Below are 15,800 nucleotides of genomic sequence, written 5' to 3' on the forward strand. Positions count from 1 at the left end.
GCGGAGGATCGAACCCATGCCGTTCAGCGCCGCTGCGCCTGCTCCCCGTCCAGTACTTCGATCATGTCGGCACTCGCGATGTCGAGGGTCGGGCCGCGCCAAGCCTCCAGCACCCCCCGAACCCGGACGTGCCGCCCGCGCAGGGAGGCCGCACTCAAACCACGTTCCTGCAAGGCGCGCCAAGTGCGTTTCGACACGGTCACCGTGAGCCCGTCCTCGCCCCGGCGCGCGAAGTCGAGATAGGTGCGGCGCGGGCGCTCCCCGACCCACAGCACGGGACCCTGGGCCACGACGAAGCGGCCGAGACTGTTCCGCAGGGCAGCCCCATCCCGGACGTCCGGGACGGCTCGGCGCCAGAGGCCGCTGCCACTCCGTCGCGCTCCGGCCTCGACCGCCAGGAGGGCTGGCCGGCACAAGGTGTCCCGTTCTCCCGCATCGACCGCGACGAGGCCGAGCGCCACCAGCCCGGCCGCGAGGTCGGGCGCCGCCTCCGCCGCGGGCTCGATCTCCACCGCATCGACGTGGGACCGGCCCCACCGATCGATCTCGCCCCGGGCGACCAGGGTCAGGGGGCGTCCGCTTCGGGCGAGGAGCCAGGCATGGGCTTCGGCCGCGATCTCGGGGGCATCCGACCAGCGGACGCCATCGAGCACCGCCTTGGCGCCCGAGGCCATCATCAACTCGCCCCGCGGACCGAGGCCGGCGAGACGGTCCTCCCGCGCCGGCGCCGCCAGGCACTCGGGCGCGGCCGCGCCGGCCGGCCCGGGCAGTCCCGCGCAGACGCCCAGGACGATGCCGAGGAGCCAGGCCCCTCCGATGGAGGGCGATCGTCGCCGTGCGATCGTCACGAATCCAGGCCCCCGACCGATGCTGCGAATCCCTCGCCATTGTCGTCCCGCACGGGATGGAGACAAGGAAGGGGACGGGATCGGAGGTCGGTTCACGCCGCATTGCGGCAAGATGGCCACAGCAGAACCCCGGGCACGGTAGGACGGTGGCCACGGGCGAACGAAACCGCGAGAGTCTGGCGCTGCGGACCGGCGCTTCGGAATGTCCGCGCCCGGTTGGCGGCTTCGGGCGATGATGCTAGGAACGCCCTCGGTGAGTCTCCGTAGCTCAGCTGGACAGAGCACAGGTTTCCTAGATCACAATTGGGCGTCGCGAGGGGAAACCACGCGGCGGATCCGCTCAAATTCGGGGAACGCTCAACGTTCGCCTCTGGCGCGCGTAGCCAATCCCGAGCCAAGCCCGGCTCCCGCTCCGGCGGGCACCGGGACGGTGTAGAGACTAGACGGGCGGCACCTAAGGGCCTCGGCGACGGGGCCTATGGTGGAGGGATAGTCCAGACCACGAACGCGCCCCCTTCGGGAGCGCGGCGGCGGAAGCCGAAGTGGGATGAAACCTGGGGTCGCAGGTTCGAGACCTGCCGGGGACGCCACCATGTTTTAAGCCCTTGTCCGGGCTGACACACGGCCAATGCGCTTCGCTCGCACGCGGCCGGTCAAGCCATCGTGCTGGCCTCGAGTCGTCCTTCGGCCCGGAGGCAACGGCTGCCTCCTGAGGAATCCGCGGGCCAACCTTCCTCCGCCCGCAGTGGCTGTAGACAATTCCGACAGAATCCACCTCACCGCGCACGTCTGCGAATAGACCGCACAAGTCCTCGGCGGTTTGAGGTCCGGAACGTTGTTCGCAAACAGAATCACGTCCGGTGCATGCCTCGCGATCCGAGGGTTGCTGCTGCTCTTGCCTGATCCGACGGGTGCTCAAATATTCAAGACGCCGGAACGCGACGGTCCTGCCGGCTGAATGCCGGTTCGTTCGACCGGCCCGAAACGCCATCGTGGCGGACGGTTCTCCCGTGCCTGTCGCCCAGGCCGGGCCTGCCGACTCCCTTTCGAGCCCGATCGATCAGGGCTGTCGCGCTCAGTACGCGCCCTTGCCGGTCGCCCGGCTTCCGGGCGTCAGCTCGAATTTCTCAGAGCCTGGATCGGCGAACCGGGGATCGGCGTAGCTCTCGCCGGGGCCGAGGGTCATGGACCAGTTGTTGAACAGGTGGGTGGCCTTGTCCTGCAGGTGGAAGACGTTGCCGGTGTGGTAGCCACCTTCCCGCTTGAACACGCTGTCGCCTGAGTTCAGGCTGACGATGTTGTCCGCGATGCTGAAGGCATCCGGCGCCGGATCCGCGTCGAGGTAGAAGATGCCCATCGCCTTGGAGCCCGCCACGGTCGCCACGATGGTATTGCGCCGGACGGACACGCGATTGAAGCCGACGGCGAACTGACCCCCGCCGTTGTGCGGGTTGAAGAAGGGCTTGTCGTGCAGGTTGAGCACGACATTGAAGGCGATGTCGACGTTCTGGATGACGTCCCCCTTCCGTCCGCCCAGTTCCATGAAGCCGACGCTGTCCGCGCACCAGTTATGATGAACTCGGAGTTCCGAGACGGATCCGAACAATTCGATGCAGCCTCCGTCCTCGCCGTAATCGTCACTCGGCGCCGCGTTGCGGAGGAACCGGTTGTGGGCGACCTCGTGTCCGGTTCCTGCCACCAAGACCCCGTTGGCGCCGTAATCGTCGTCGGGCTGGACGGATTTCGGTGTCACTTTCACCATCGTGAGGTCGTGGATGACGTTGTTGAGCACGCGCCCCTGGCTACCGAGCAGTCCGACGCCGATGCCGACGCGGGTGATCTCGCTGTTCTGCACGGTCACGCCGACGGTGTCCTTGGGTGCCGCCACACCGTACCGGTTCGTGTCGGTGATGAGCAGCCCGTCGATGACCGTGTGCGACCCGACCGTCAGGGCGTCGGCGTAAGCTGCGGCGGCGCCGGTGATGCGGGGCGGCGGCCCCTTTCCGGACGGCCGCACGACGATGGGTTCGTCGGCCGAGCCGACGGCTCGCATGACCACCGGACCGTTGATGACGGTGCCGGCCGGAATCAGAATGGTCGTTCCGGCGGGATAGACCTCGGCGAGGCCCCGGGCATCCGTGACGGTGACGGTGCTTCCGGACTGCGCCGGCCCAGGGCGAAATGCGAGCAGGACGGCCATGGGACCGGCCACGAGGATGGTTCTGCCCATCATTGCCATTCACGATCCTCGATCTCGAGCGCTGTCACCCGCGCTTGAAGGTCCGGAAGCCGTCCGGTCACGACTGGGGCGTCGCCCGGGTCCGCGTCGTGTGGGAGGACGGGAGAGGTATGCTAAGCGCCAAGCGACCAATACGACCTTGCGTGATCGACTGCCAGTTTCGTCTTTGCGGCAAGGGTAAGCGGATGGTTGTCCGACTTTTCGCACGACGGATCCTAGATCCGTGACGTTCCGCTCGACGTCGGAGTGGGCGTGCCCTTTTCGGATACGGATCAGCCTTCAAGCCCGTCGGCAATACACACAAAGACCAGTGGCGCACGACGATCGTTGCCGGAGCAGTTTTTCCGACCTGTATCCAAGCCGATCGGCCGCCTGACATCGACCGAGTTCCACCGAAAGGTGAGTCAGGGCACTGCCCGAAAGCGAGCGGTACGGCGCAGGTCTCGTTCTCCCGTGGTCTTGGCTCCGAATCTCCTGCTCGCGAGAAAATATTTGATTCACAATTGTAAATAACAAAGTTAAATACTTGTTTTAGGTAAAATTTCATAGCTATCTATAATTTCTAATTCTTTCAATGACTTAATTTCACGAATTTCGGCTATTCATACAGTCATCTTGAATAGGAATTTATGGATTTAGATTCATCAGAAAAAGTCTTCCTTTTTCCTCTACTCGAAAGATGTAATTCCGTTTAATCGAATCTTTAATTTGTGTTTTCGCATAGATAATCATCGCTCTTGGCGAGAAAAGTTCCGTCCAGGGACAATAGAAATTTGAGACTCTTACGTATTCGGACCGACCGCTCAGCAGAGATTTCTATTGCGCGATAAAATCATGTGAGTCATTGGAGCAAATCGGCTGTTCGAATGACACAGAATCGATTGGGGTCGGTAGTCGCCTGAGCATTCGAAAGCGACTGTAGGAGAAGGAAGCATTTCAGATCGCGTCATATCTTCAGGTGTATTCCGGTGAACACTCGATCGGATGTGAGGTCGAAGACGGTCGGCCTTCCAGCCGGCGCCATCTGTGGGCGCGGCAGATATTCCAAGCAATATCTCTAAGAAAATCAGGTTTGGATCGGGTGTTTCCATATCGAAATTCCTGAGCGTGGTCTTATTTTTGGACATGGCAGGCATGTAGAACAATGAAGCGGGCCGGTGTAAATCCAAAAATAATCGATAATATACAGTATATGAGAGGGATTGCGGCTCTCCTGGTCGTTTTCTCCCATGCTCTCGACGAGCGATATTCTGCGCTTGGTGCATTGGGTGTCGGGATATTTTTCGTGATCAGCGGCTTCATCATGACTGTTACCGCGTGGGATTCCTTCGCGACAGAGGATGCGCCGCGCGAATTTTTTTGCTGCGGCGAGTCCAGCGGGTCTTTCCTCTGTATTGGATAGCTTTGTCGATCAAGATCCTTATCGATAGTCGACAGAAGGACATCGTTTGGGCGACAGGCTCGTATCTCCTGCTCCCTGTCTTCTCCCCCAGCGGTTTGATCGAGCCTATCCATGGGGTCGGCTGGTCACTCGTCTGGGAGATGGTTTTCTACTATGTCTTTGCCTTGTCTCTGTCGCTCCATCGTAGATCAGGTTTCGCTCTGATCCTGTCGACATTGGTCTTCCTGACCTTTGTCGGGTACCTGACGACATTCAGAAGCGTTGCCTGGCATGGCAGTTCGATTTTCCTGCTGTTTGCATTGGGAATCGTCATCGGCATCGTCACGCAATCTTCGTTCGTCGATCGATCGCGGCATAGCCTCCTTGGGGCAGGCCTGGCCCTTGCGGCGCTGGCGATCGGCATCGCGATCATCGTGTTCCAGATCAGAGACGGCTGGTTCGAGTTCCTCGAACTTGTCTTGTCCGCAGCCATCATCCTGGCGGCTGCGGTTGCCCCTAACATCAACCCGTCGTCGCTGGTGCTGAGAGTCATGCACCTCATCGGAGACGCATCTTACAGTCTCTATCTGACCCACACCCTGACCTTCAGCTTGATCCGGTCAATCCTGAAGAGGGCAAATCTGCTGTCGCTGGAGGCGAGTCTCTGGCCGTGGATGATTGCCATTGCCTGCGCGGTCGGAGTTCTTGTCCACGTGGTCGTGGAAAAGAAAATCATCGCTTACTTCCGACTGCAGAAAACGCGCGACATGAAGGTTCATGCAAAGTCGGAAATATCTCATTGATTTCCTCGTGCTGGCTGCGCTGACCCGGAAGGACTCCGAAAGCGTTCCGAGATCGAAACTCGTGGGCCGATCGTCGATCTGCGCGGCGTTCAGCTTGATGGCAAGCCTCGCTCCCTGAGCGGCCGGGATCGTCCAAGGCCTGACCATCGATACAGGAATGTGGCGCTCGCGCCCCACCTGAAACATCGCCATGACAGCTCAGGTTTGTTGTCACCAGATCAATGAAAGATCCTGCGCAGGGTTGCCCTTTGATTCTTGCGCAATGGGTGCCAGAAATGCATCATATTGCGTAGCCGCGCCGTCAGCGCGCGGATAAGGAAGTCCAAGTCGCCACTATGCTTGCTTACGTCAACATCTATATCGGCTGCTTGGCTCTCTTCCTGGAGTTGAGCGTGCACGCGCCGGTCTGGCGGGACTAACCTCGTCCGTTCAAAAGTGCGACGGCCGCACCTCACCACCCGACGCGGCCGATGGCGGGAAGCTTGAGCGCCGGACGACGGATGTCGAGGCCCGCGACGGCACCGAGGAGGTTCACCTCCAGGCCTTCGACCCAGCCCACGGTCAGCCCAAGATAGCCGCCGAGGTTCAGGCGGAACCCGGTCCGTGACGGCGTCAGGCCGACCCAGCGGCCGTCATAGGGGAAGTCCTTGCCGATCGCGGTAGCGGGCAGGCTTGCCGACATCTCCGGCACTGCGCTCATCACGGCAGCCACGAAGGTGTTGGAGTTCGGGCCTGGCCAGACCGTGTAGTCTCCGGGTTGCGCGTAGCGGTAGGTCCGGATCGCCGCCCGGATGCGCGGGATCATCGCTTCCGCGGCCGGCCCGTCGGCCGCCACCACGGTCTCGGGCACGCTTCCGAACCAGCGTCCGTCGGGCACGAAGCGATCGATCCAGATCGGCTGGCCCCAGGCCGTGTAGTCGAAGCGCTGGTAGGCGGAAGCACCCGTATCCTTGACGACGATCCAGCTATGGGTGGCGATGATGCCGCGCCAACTCACCGTCCGAGCCGAGAAGATCCGGACGATCGCCTCCGGGTGGTTCGCAGCCGGGGGCAACAGACCGGTGCTCGAACGGTCGGCGGAACGCCAATCCCCGCGGGTCTGGCTGGCGTAGAGGGCGGCTGAGAGCGCGATGGGCGCGAGATAGACCAGGACGAAGGCGAGGGCAGCGATCTTGAGCAAGGCATTTCCGGACGGCGGGAGGACGGAACCGATATGGGAAGTCCGGCCGCCGGACGGGAGGTCCGCCGTAGCGCCCGAGGCGGCCGATGCGGTTCAGGACGCGATCCGGATGCCGCAGCCAAGCAGCCCGGTCTCGCCAAGAGGGCTTCCTTAACCAATCCAGGGTTACTCCGGGCCCGTTTCGTCCTTCGGTTAACTTGACGGTCCTGCCCGATGAGCCACCACTCGGAAACGCTCGTGATCGGGGCGGGACCCGCCGGCCTGACCGCCGCCTATCTACTGGCGAAGGCCGGGCGCTCGGTGACCGTTCTAGAGAAGGATCCGGTCCAGGTCGGTGGCATCAGCCGCACGGTGGCGCATAACGGTTACCTGTTCGACATCGGGGGCCATCGCTTCTTCTCGAAGTCGAAGGCGGTGGTCGATCTCTGGGACGAACTTCTTCCGGACGACTTCATCGAGCGGCCGCGCCTGTCGCGGATCTTCTACAAGGGCAAGTACTACGCCTATCCGCTGAAGGCCTTCGAGGCGCTGCGCAACCTCGGGCTCTTGGAAAGCACCGCCTGCGTCGCTTCCTACCTGTACGCCCGCGCCCGTCCCATCGCGGAGCCGAAGACCTTCCACGAATGGGTCCGCAACCGCTTCGGCGAGCGCCTGTTCTCGATCTTCTTCAAGACCTACACGGAGAAGGTCTGGGGCATGTCCTGCGATGCCATCTCGGCGGACTGGGCGGCCCAGCGCATCAACGGCCTCGATCTCGGGGCCGCGATCCGCGACGCACTGGTGCGCTCCCTCGGCCTGCGCAAGGCACCGCGCGCCGGCGAGCCCGTGATCAAGACGCTGATCGAATCCTTCCGCTATCCCCGCAAGGGACCGGGCATGATGTGGGAGGCGGCCGCCGCGAAGGTGGTGGCCCGGGGCGGGACGCTGCGCCTCGACCGGGGCGTCGACGGCCTGCACTTCGAGGCCCGGACCGGGCTCTGGACCGTCACGGCCCGGAGTGCGGACGGCACCCGCGAGACCTTCACGGCGCGCAACGTCATCTCCTCCGCGCCTCTGCGCGAACTCGTCGGGTCGATTTCGCCCGCTCCGATCAGCACCTTCCAGGCCCGCTCCCTGCAGTACCGCGACTTCCTCACCGTGGCGCTGATCGCCCGCTCGGACCGCAACTTCCCTGACAACTGGATCTACATCCACGATCCGTCGGTGCAGGTCGGGCGCGTGCAGAACTTCCGCTCCTGGTCGCCCGAGATGGTGCCCGATGCGGCGCATACCTGCCTGGGCCTGGAGTATTTCTGCTTCGAGGGCGACGGTCTCTGGACGCGGAGCGACGCCGACCTCATCGCCCTTGCCAAGCGCGAGATCGGCCAGATCGGGCTGATCCGCTCCGAGGACGTGGTCGATGCCTGCGTCGTGCGCCAGCCCAAGGCCTATCCGGTCTACGACGAGGACTACAAGGCACACGTCGCCACCATCCGGCGGGACCTCGAACACGCCTATCCGAGCCTGCACCTCGTCGGGCGCAACGGCATGCACAAGTACAACAACCAGGACCACGCGATGATGACCGCCATGCTCACGGTGGAGAACATCCTCGCCGGAGAGCGCCGCTACGATCCGTGGTGCGTGAACGAGGACGCGGAATACACCGAGGCGGGTGTCTCCGGTGCGCAGGACGTGCTCGCCAGCGAGCGCCTGGTGCCGCGCCGGGCGGCCTGACCGCGATGGCGACGGCGGTGACCTCCGACCGGACCGTGGCCGTTCCCGAGCCCCGCCCCGGGGCCGGAGGCGCCATCCTGCGCTGGCGCTCGAGTCTGTCCCGCTCCGCCTGGCCCATCCTCGGCGCGGCGGGTCTCTATCTGCTGCTGCATCCCTACGAGGGAATCGACGGTGATGCCCGCATCTATGTCGGGCGGGCCCTCGCCGACCTCGACCCCGACGGGGTCGGACGCGACCTCATGTTCACGCATGACGGGCAGTCGCGCTTCAGCCTGTTCCCGCTCGTCCTGCGGGGATTGGTGGCGGCGCTCGGCCCCGGTCCGGCGGCCCTTTCCGTCAGCCTCGTCGGGTTGATCGCCTGGTTCTGCGCCGCCTCCGTCCTCGCTGGCACCCTCGAAGGCGGCCGGCGGCGCTGGATCGTCCTCGTCGCCCTGGCGGTCCTGCCGGCCTCGTATGGCCAGCCCGGCGTCTTCCGGATCGGCGAGGCCATGGCGACGCCGCGGACCCTGGCGGAAGCGGCGGTGCTCGCCGGCCTCGCGGCGAGCCTCTCGGGCCGGCGCGCCCTGGCGGCGGCGTTCGTGGGGCTCGGCGGGCTCATCCATCCGATCATGGGTCTGGCGGGCCTGGCCGTGCTGGTCATCGCGCTGGTCGCCGAGAATCGGCGCTGGCTGCTGGTCCTGGTCCCGACGCTCGCCGCGGTCCTGGTCGCCGCCGGCCTCGGGGTGCCGCTGTTCGCGCGCCTGCTGCAGCCCGTCGACCCTGAGTTCCTGGGCATCCTGCGCCAGCGCTGCGCCGACCTCTTCCCCATGCTCTGGCCGAGCCAGGCCTGGGGGCCGCCCGCCGTCCAGGCCGCGTCGATCCTCGTCGCCGCGACCCTGGTGCCGACCCGGGCACGGCGGGTTCTGCTGGCCGCACTCCTCGCGGGGGCCTGCGGCGTGGCCGCCACCGCCGTGTTCGAGGAGCAGTGGTCGTCGCTTCTCGTGATCCAGGTCCAGCCCTGGCGCTTCCTCTGGGTCACCTCCGTCTTGGGGGCTGCCGCCTTCGGCCTCTGCGTCGCGATCCTCTCGCGCGGACCGGCGGGGGACCGGATCACTCTCGCCCTCCTGGGACTAGCCTGGGTCTACGCCACCGACCTCCCCATCGGGGGCGGTGCCGGCCTCCTCGCCGTCGGGATCCACGCAGCGGTCCGCCGGGCTCGGCTGGCACCCTCGCGCGCCCTGATGGTGGCGACCCTGAGCGTGGTCGGCCTGCTCGTCGCCAGCCGCCTCGTCATCGAGACGCTCGCCTTCGCGTCCCTCCTCGGCGACCTGACGGAGGGCGCCCATCCGGGCCTCGGCCTGATCCGGAACTTTCCGATCGTTCCGCCGCTCGCCTTCACCGCCGGCCTCGCCTGGATCGCCGCCGGGCGGATCCGGGCCGCGATCCCGGTCCTGGCCCTGGTGCTCGTCCTGGCCCTCGTCGTCTTCTGGGACCAGCGCTCCCCGGCCTTCCGGCGGATCGAGGACCGCACCCTTCTGCCCGGTCTCGTTGCCGCCATCGCGAGCCGGCCGGGCGAGGTGCTCTGGCTCGACGGCCGGGCCGAGACGTGGCTGGCGCTCGGCCGCCCGAGCTGGATCACCAACCTGCAGGGGGCCAGCATCGTGTTCTCGCGTCCCTTGGCGATGCTGTGGTCCGAGCGGATCGCCCGGCTGATCGCCCTCGGCCTCGCCACCGAAGCGCAGCGCACGCCGTTCGCCCCACCGGTCCCGCTTCGGGCCGACGACCTGCCGGCCGGCGGCGTCGCGACCCTGTGCGCGGCCCCGGACGCGCCCGCCTGGATCGTGGCGCCCCTCGGCGAGGGACGGCCGGCGCCGGCCGGCGCGCGCGTGTATCCGCTCGCCGACCCGCTCGTGACACCGATGGCCGCCGTTGACGGCCTGACCTGGCAGCGCGTGACCGCCTACGGCCTGCTGGCCTGCCGCCCCTGACGTCGCGGCTCAGTCGCCGCGGAGGAGCACGAGGCCCACCAGCGCCGCGATGGGGACGACGAGGCAGCCGAACGAGAATGCGGCGACGCCGAAAGCGCCCGCAAGGGCGCCGATTGCGAAGGCCAGCACCGCCGGCAGCATCCGGCGCATCCGCCCCTTCGCCGGGTCATCGGGCGGCACGGCGCCCCGCGCCCAGTCAACGAGGTCGATGACGGCCTGGGTGACGTTGACCGTCATCACCGTGGTGGCCGCCAGATGCGCGAGGCCGAGCCGGCCGATGGCGTTCTGGACCCCCATCGCGCCGACGCCGAGCATGCCGACCGTCACGGCCGCCGCGCCGTCAGGCGAGCCCAGCGGCGAGAGGGCGAGCCCGGCGGCCCAGAAGGCGGCGAGCAATGCGATCTCGAGCCCGAGGAGCCAGCGCAGGGGCGCCATGCCCCGGCGCTCCAGGGCCAGGGCGATGAGACGGGTCGCCGCGACCGCGGCCACGAAGGCCGGCAGCGCGAGCAGCTTGGCGACCACGCCGGTCGAGGTCGAGACGAGTTCTGCGCCCAGCAGGACGAAGTTGCCGGTCACGTGTGCGGTGAACAGGCCGGCCAGGGCGATGAACGCCGCCGCATCGACGAAGCCCGCTACGAAGGCGAGTCCGATCCCGGCGAGAAGGTCGGCGTCGATGCGCGGGCTGCCGGGTCTGTGTGAGGAGAGGGATATCCGTGCCATCCGTGCGTCCGCTGAGGCTCCGGGCAGATTCGAACCAGCTCGGGGCCTGACATAGGCCGGACGTTCTGGCCGAATGCGCCGCGGAACGGAAGCATCCGGATGCGAGAACGCCGCCGGACCTTCAGGTCACACGGATGCGACCATCCCGTCGACGGCAAGAAACCTTGCGAAGCCTGTCCGAGCCCCTGAACCGGCGGCGGGGCCGTTCGTTGTGTCGACATGACGAACGCCGCAACCGACTCCTCCACCGCCGCTGCCCGAATCGCGGACGCGCGCCACCGCGAACTCGCGACCGAGCACCTCCTGTTCGGGACGATTCGCTTCCTGGCCCAGGAACATCCGGACCTGCTCGACACCCTGGAGGCCAGCGTCGGCCACCTCTGGGACAAGGCCGACGACGATTCCCGGGACGACGAGGCCGTTCGAGAGGTGGCGCGCCGCTTCCTCAAGAGCCTGCGGGCCGAGCGCTGACCGCGCACATGATCCGAACTTTCGCGCAGAAGCGCCGTTCTCCAACGAGACAGGAGGCTATCATGTCGAATGACCCGGTGATGTCGAGATCGATCCTTTGCACCACGATCGCCGCGACCGTCGTGCTGGGCCTGTGCAGCGGCGCTCTGGCTCGTGGCGGCGGCAGCAGCGGCGGCGACGGTCTGTCACCCTACGCGGCCTTGAGCGGAAACGACCGCTCGGCCGGTGTGAACAACGGCAATTATCGCGACCCCGCCCTCGATCCCTACCTTGGTGCCTACGAGGGCCGCCACGACCGGCCGGTGCGCGAGCGCTATCGCCCGAGCCGGCGTCCCTATTACGGCACGCCCTACTGACCGGTGCGGGCGGTGATGGCGACCGGATCGAGGCGGCACCGGCGCCTTACGCCGCTCGCACCGGCGCTCCGGGAGCAGGCCGGCCCGTCGGGCGTGGAAGCCTGACGGGATGAGCGTCTGCAGCCCCGGAAATCTCCTGCTCCGTTCTCTGCCCGAGGCCGAACGGGCGCAACTGGTCCCGGAGTTCGACCGGATCGAGGTCCGGAAGGGCGAACGCCTCGTCGAGGCAGGCGATCGCGCAGAGTTCGCCTACTTCCCGGAAGGTGGCCTCTCCTCCAACCTGACCACCGCCAACGGGACGCGCCGGCTGGAAGTGGGGTGCTTCGGCTACGAGGCGATGATCAACACCGCGACCTTCCTCGGCGCGGAGCGCATGCCCCACGAGATCCTGGTTCAGGTCGGTGGACCCTGGCTGCGGATCGAGGCATCCCGCCTCCGCTCCGCTTTCGAGGTCCTGCCCGGATTGCGGCAGGTGTTGCTTCAGTTCGCCCACGTCTTCATCATGACCCTGAGCCAGACGGCCCTGTCGAACGGCGTCTGCTCCATCGAGGAGCGCTTGGCGCGCTGGCTCGTGATGGCCCAGGATCGCCTCCGCAGCGACGAACTCGCCCTGACCCACGACTTCCTCGGCCTGATGCTGGGGACCCAGCGCTCGGGCGTGACGCTGGCGATTCAGGCGCTGGAGGGAATGGGCATGATCCGAGCGCGGCGGGGGCTGATCACCGTGCTGGACCGACCCCGCCTCATCACACATGCGGGCGACAGCTATGGGCCGGCCGAAGCGGAATACGAGCGCCTCATTGGCCCGTTCCGGATGCACAAAGCCACGGCGCCCGGGTCGTAGATCAGCGTCCGGTCCGACCGCGACGGCCATCGAGCGCGCCGCGGAAAACCGCCAGCAGCCCTGCGCTCGGCGGCGCGACCGCCCCCGGGCCGGGAACTTGCGTTCACTCTGCGACGGCCGCGTCCCGGTCGCCAGGAGGACACCATGAAAACCGGTACCCTGCCGCCTTCGGCCTTCGACATGCCCGCCATTCTCCTGTCGGGGACGGTCGACCAGGATATGTACCGCGACTTTCGCCGGCAGCTCGATGCGATCGGCGACCGGGACCTCGTGGTGGTCGAGTTGACGACCCTGGGCGGCGATCCCGAGGTGGCTCGGATGATGGGTGAGGATATCCGCTTCAAGAGCGGGATCCAGCCAGATCGCCGGTTCGTCTTCCTCGGCAAGGCCGCGATCTACTCGGCCGGCACCACTTTCATGAGCTTCTTCGCCCGGTCGAACCGCTACCTGACCCGAGGCGCGCGGCTGATGGTCCATGAGCGCAAGCTCGACAAGAAGGTGATCCTCAACGGTCCCCTGACGACCTGCATCGCTTCCCTGAAGGCCGCCTTGCACGAGATCCAATGCTCCATCGAGATCCAGAACGAGGGCTTCGCCAACCTCGTCCACGGCTCGCAGGTGACCTTGGAGGAGGTGCTGCGACGGGCTCCCGAGAACTGGTACATCGAGGCCAGCGAGGCGCAGGCGCTCGGACTGATCGAGGAGATCCTGTGAGGCCGGTGCGCGGCCGATCAGGCTGAGCCGTCGAGGAGCGCGGGATCCGGTGCGGCCTCCTCGGTGCGGTCCGGGAGCCCGGCCGTTCCCAGGCGCATCGCCTGCCGGCTCGACGCCCGCTCGCCGGCTTCGAGCCCGCACTTCTCCACGTGCACCACACGGTTGACGACCTGAAGGTTCGGCGTTCCCCAGAAGGCCAGGAGCGTCGGCCAGGGATCGTCGCGGTGCTCGCGCCAGACGCGATAGAGGGGCACCCGGTGATCGACCTCGGCGGTCCGGAACAGGCGCTTGCCGGAGGCGGCGCAGCGGTGACGCTGGCGCGCCTTCAGCGCCTTCACTTGATCGCTCGGCGCCACCCATAGCTTCCAGGCGGCGACACAGGCCGCGTGCCAGCGTGCATTCTTGTTCGGGACGCCGGAACCCCAGAGGTCCCGGTGCCAGCCGAACCGATAGACGGGCTGTCCGCAGATGCAGCAATGGCCTTTGCCGCGGTCATGGGCCGGTTCCCGGAAGGGCGAGGGCGGCATCCGGAACGTGGCGGCAAGGCCGGAGCCCTTCTCCGTACCGAGCCGCCAGGACCAGTTCTCAGGGGTTCCGGAGCGCGTCGCGAGCGCCCGCGCCAGCCGGTCCGCGCGCAAGAGATGCGCGCGCCAGTAGCTCTCCACCGCGAGGCGCGGAGTCGGGGGGATCAGAGGACGCGACAGGGCATGCCGCAGGACGGGCGCCGGGAAGATGGCCGGCAGCGCGCGATCCAGGCGGGCGCGCGCTGCGACGTTTCGTTCGGCCCTCCACTCCGAGGCGGCACTCACGCCTGGACGAGGCTGTCGTCGGAGGGGACCGTCACCAACGGCGCCGGACGTCCAGCCACGGCATCCGCAAGCCGGTGCAGCCGACGACCCAGATCGACCACCTCGTTCAACGCGATCGACTTCTCGCCGTTCTTGACGGCTCGCGTGATGTCGCTGAGTTGCAGCTTGGAGATACGAAGCAACTCGGCGGCAAGCTGATCTCTGGTCATCGGGCGCATCGCGGAACGAGGTGAGGGGCGGGGTTCGCGAGATCTAGGGCGTAACGGTTACCGAGGCGTTGCCGCCGGCGGCCGGTCCCCGTGGCCGAGCCGCCATCGCCATCACGCCTCGCTTCGCGCCCGATAAATCCGGAATGTACGGCTCTGATCGCGCCGACCTGTTTTGGCGGTTCGTCTCGACCGCGGGCAAGCGAAACCGGCGCGACCTGTTCACGTCCCGACGCGCGACGAAGCGCGGCTCCATGGTCAGACACATCAGGGCGGGACGCTACGCCGATCCGGAAAAGTGCCGCGTCGGATCTGCGCCCATCAGGGCTCGCCCTGCCACAGTCGGCACGGAACCGTGAGTTGTCGCACGGGTCCGGAACACCCTATTCGAAAGGGCGTTAGGGCTGGTCGATTGGGCTTCATCCGATGGGCCGTGTTCCATCCCGTCGGGCTCAAGCAGCCGTGTCCCCTTACGTTGTTCGCCTTTTCTATGCAGGACGTCGGTCCGGAATACGCGTTCGAGGCTTATTCCGACCTGTATTCCGGCGGCGCGGACGTGGCGCGGATCGGTCCGGATTTCCATGCCCAGGTCCGAGCCTACCGGCTGGACCGCATGATCCTGTTCCAGCGTAGCCTGAACGAGGTCCAGCACAGCCGGTCTCCGCAGCGGGGCCGACAGGACGGCTTCGACCACGTCACGCTTCACCTCCTCCTCGAGGGCGAGATGGTGGCCGGCCCCACGGGGAGCGAACGTCGGATGCTTCCGGGCGAGATCCTCGTCTGCGACAACACGCTGCCGCACCAGACCCGGGCACACAACGTCCGCCAGATCTCGACCCCGGTGGCGCGCGACCTGATCGAGCTGCTGGTCCCGGACCTGCGCGGCTTCCACGGAGCGATCCTCCCGGAAGCCGTCGGCGGCCTCGTGGCCGATTTCATCGTTTCCTTGACCCGGCGCTCGGAATTCCCCGACGCCACGGTCGCTTCCCGGTCGAGCGCCGTTCTCGGCATGCTGCTGGGCGCCGCCCTGCGCGGGCACGCCGCGCCCACCAAAGCCGTGGTCTGGGCCGCCGTCCACGATGCCCCGGACGACGTCGCGCGCCGCCGCGAGGCCGAGGCCCACGTGGAGCGGCACCTGGGGGACCGCGACCTCAACGCCGAGACCATCGCGGCGCAACTCGGCATCTCGCGCAGCCTGCTCTACCGGGCGTTCCTGAGGGATGGCGGCGTCGCCCGCTTCGTGCAGCAGCGCCGCCTCGAACGGGTGCGCAACGCCCTGCGGCGCCAAGGCGAGACGCGCTCGATCGCCACCCTCGCCTACGCCTACGGCTTCTCCAGCGAGCAGCACTTCAACCGGGCCTTCCGCACGACCATCGGCCGGCCACCCGGGCAGTTCCGGACCCACATTCAGCAGATGCGAAGCGAGACCCAGGTGCGGGGAGGCCGGTCGTGGCCCCTCGCCGACTGGCACAGCGAACTCTACTGATGCGCACCCTGTCCGACGTGACGTCGACGCGTCGCGTGTCGCGGATCGCATGACCGTCAA

15 protein-coding genes are annotated in these 15,800 nt (G+C 66.7%); 9 read left to right on the top strand and 6 right to left on the bottom strand.

Annotation, left to right across the window (positions count from 1 at the left end; translation table 11 throughout):
• Nucleotides 1-23: 23 nt before the first annotated feature.
• Together ASF49_RS19005 and ASF49_RS19010 are read right to left on the bottom strand one after the other, a co-directional pair.
• Nucleotides 24-848, bottom strand: a complete 825-nt coding sequence (locus tag ASF49_RS19005) for a DNA-binding protein (RefSeq protein ID WP_243214798.1) — start codon at nucleotides 846-848, stop codon at nucleotides 24-26.
• Between the two features lie 1,075 nt (nucleotides 849-1,923).
• Nucleotides 1,924-3,081, bottom strand: coding sequence for a hypothetical protein (locus ASF49_RS19010; RefSeq protein WP_056476667.1), 1,158 nt, complete (start codon nucleotides 3,079-3,081; stop codon nucleotides 1,924-1,926).
• Nucleotides 3,082-4,231: 1,150 nt separating this feature from the next.
• Here ASF49_RS19010 and ASF49_RS24765 point away from each other — a divergent pair.
• The gene (locus ASF49_RS24765; protein ID WP_156653088.1) at nucleotides 4,232-4,489 is read left to right on the top strand and encodes an acyltransferase family protein; all 258 of its coding nucleotides are present in this window, start codon (nucleotides 4,232-4,234) and stop codon (nucleotides 4,487-4,489) included.
• The gene (locus ASF49_RS19015; RefSeq protein WP_272481514.1) at nucleotides 4,405-5,271 is read left to right on the top strand and encodes an acyltransferase family protein; all 867 of its coding nucleotides are present in this window, start codon (nucleotides 4,405-4,407) and stop codon (nucleotides 5,269-5,271) included. Before ASF49_RS24765 ends, ASF49_RS19015 begins: the two co-directional genes overlap by 85 nt.
• Before the next feature lie 451 nt (nucleotides 5,272-5,722).
• On the opposite strand, the gene ASF49_RS19020 is transcribed toward ASF49_RS19015, so the two are convergent.
• Nucleotides 5,723-6,442: a DUF3750 domain-containing protein gene (locus ASF49_RS19020; protein WP_200930089.1), complete on the bottom strand. Its 720-nt coding sequence runs from the start codon at nucleotides 6,440-6,442 to the stop codon at nucleotides 5,723-5,725.
• A gap of 222 nt (nucleotides 6,443-6,664) precedes the next feature.
• Between ASF49_RS19020 and ASF49_RS19025 the strand changes: the two genes are divergently transcribed.
• Both ASF49_RS19025 and ASF49_RS19030 read left to right on the top strand, forming a co-directional pair.
• Nucleotides 6,665-8,167 carry an NAD(P)/FAD-dependent oxidoreductase gene (locus ASF49_RS19025; RefSeq protein ID WP_056476677.1) on the top strand — a complete coding sequence of 501 codons (1,503 nt, stop codon included), beginning with the start codon at nucleotides 6,665-6,667 and terminating at the stop codon, nucleotides 8,165-8,167.
• A gap of 5 nt (nucleotides 8,168-8,172) precedes the next feature.
• Complete coding sequence (locus ASF49_RS19030; RefSeq protein WP_056476683.1) at nucleotides 8,173-10,134, top strand: hypothetical protein; 1,962 nt, start codon at nucleotides 8,173-8,175, stop codon at nucleotides 10,132-10,134.
• A 9-nt stretch (nucleotides 10,135-10,143) separates the two neighbouring features.
• Here ASF49_RS19030 and ASF49_RS19035 read toward each other — a convergent pair whose 3' ends face one another.
• Nucleotides 10,144-10,854, bottom strand: coding sequence for a YoaK family protein (locus ASF49_RS19035; protein WP_056476685.1), 711 nt, complete (start codon nucleotides 10,852-10,854; stop codon nucleotides 10,144-10,146).
• Nucleotides 10,855-11,073: 219 nt separating this feature from the next.
• On the opposite strand from ASF49_RS19035, the gene ASF49_RS19040 reads away from it, so the two are divergent.
• The 4 genes from ASF49_RS19040 to ASF49_RS19055 all read left to right on the top strand — a co-directional run bounded on the left by ASF49_RS19040 (nucleotide 11,074) and on the right by ASF49_RS19055 (nucleotide 13,239).
• On the top strand, nucleotides 11,074-11,325 hold the full coding sequence (locus ASF49_RS19040; protein ID WP_056476689.1) for a hypothetical protein: 252 nt from the start codon (nucleotides 11,074-11,076) through the stop codon (nucleotides 11,323-11,325).
• An 80-nt stretch (nucleotides 11,326-11,405) separates the two neighbouring features.
• Complete coding sequence (locus tag ASF49_RS19045) at nucleotides 11,406-11,681, top strand: hypothetical protein (protein ID WP_056477097.1); 276 nt, start codon at nucleotides 11,406-11,408, stop codon at nucleotides 11,679-11,681.
• Nucleotides 11,682-11,790: 109 nt separating this feature from the next.
• Nucleotides 11,791-12,525 (top strand): Crp/Fnr family transcriptional regulator, encoded by a 735-nt coding sequence (locus ASF49_RS19050; RefSeq protein WP_056476692.1) that lies wholly within the window; start codon nucleotides 11,791-11,793, stop codon nucleotides 12,523-12,525.
• Between the two features lie 144 nt (nucleotides 12,526-12,669).
• Nucleotides 12,670-13,239, top strand: coding sequence for a hypothetical protein (locus ASF49_RS19055; protein WP_056476695.1), 570 nt, complete (start codon nucleotides 12,670-12,672; stop codon nucleotides 13,237-13,239).
• A 17-nt stretch (nucleotides 13,240-13,256) separates the two neighbouring features.
• Here ASF49_RS19055 and ASF49_RS19060 read toward each other — a convergent pair whose 3' ends face one another.
• Together ASF49_RS19060 and ASF49_RS19065 are read right to left on the bottom strand one after the other, a co-directional pair.
• Nucleotides 13,257-14,048, bottom strand: coding sequence for a hypothetical protein (locus tag ASF49_RS19060; protein ID WP_243214797.1), 792 nt, complete (start codon nucleotides 14,046-14,048; stop codon nucleotides 13,257-13,259).
• On the bottom strand, nucleotides 14,045-14,257 hold the full coding sequence (locus ASF49_RS19065; protein WP_056476697.1) for a hypothetical protein: 213 nt from the start codon (nucleotides 14,255-14,257) through the stop codon (nucleotides 14,045-14,047). The genes ASF49_RS19060 and ASF49_RS19065 overlap by 4 nt, the downstream gene beginning before the upstream one ends.
• A gap of 472 nt (nucleotides 14,258-14,729) precedes the next feature.
• On the opposite strand from ASF49_RS19065, the gene ASF49_RS19070 reads away from it, so the two are divergent.
• Nucleotides 14,730-15,740: a helix-turn-helix domain-containing protein gene (locus ASF49_RS19070; protein WP_156653089.1), complete on the top strand. Its 1,011-nt coding sequence runs from the start codon at nucleotides 14,730-14,732 to the stop codon at nucleotides 15,738-15,740.
• The last annotated feature ends 60 nt before the right edge of the window (nucleotides 15,741-15,800 follow it).

It is taken from the genome of Methylobacterium sp. Leaf104 (genome assembly GCF_001422885.1).
Taxonomy (GTDB): Bacteria; Pseudomonadota; Alphaproteobacteria; order Rhizobiales; family Beijerinckiaceae; genus Methylobacterium.

Bases quoted from the DNA above. Each gene is read 5' to 3' on its own strand.
- ASF49_RS19030 (WP_056476683.1), top strand. From the start codon at position 8,173: ATGGCGACGGCGGTGACCTCCGACCGGACCGTGGCCGTTCCCGAGCCC.
- ASF49_RS24765 (WP_156653088.1), top strand. From the start codon at position 4,232: ATGAAGCGGGCCGGTGTAAATCCAAAAATAATCGATAATATACAGTAT.
- ASF49_RS19055 (WP_056476695.1), top strand. From the start codon at position 12,670: ATGAAAACCGGTACCCTGCCGCCTTCGGCCTTCGACATGCCCGCCATT.
- ASF49_RS19025 (WP_056476677.1), top strand. From the start codon at position 6,665: ATGAGCCACCACTCGGAAACGCTCGTGATCGGGGCGGGACCCGCCGGC.
- ASF49_RS19045 (WP_056477097.1), top strand. From the start codon at position 11,406: ATGTCGAGATCGATCCTTTGCACCACGATCGCCGCGACCGTCGTGCTG.
- ASF49_RS19010 (WP_056476667.1), bottom strand. From the start codon at position 3,081: ATGATGGGCAGAACCATCCTCGTGGCCGGTCCCATGGCCGTCCTGCTC.
- ASF49_RS19050 (WP_056476692.1), top strand. From the start codon at position 11,791: ATGAGCGTCTGCAGCCCCGGAAATCTCCTGCTCCGTTCTCTGCCCGAG.
- ASF49_RS19035 (WP_056476685.1), bottom strand. From the start codon at position 10,854: ATGGCACGGATATCCCTCTCCTCACACAGACCCGGCAGCCCGCGCATC.
- ASF49_RS19040 (WP_056476689.1), top strand. From the start codon at position 11,074: ATGACGAACGCCGCAACCGACTCCTCCACCGCCGCTGCCCGAATCGCG.
- ASF49_RS19065 (WP_056476697.1), bottom strand. From the start codon at position 14,257: ATGACCAGAGATCAGCTTGCCGCCGAGTTGCTTCGTATCTCCAAGCTG.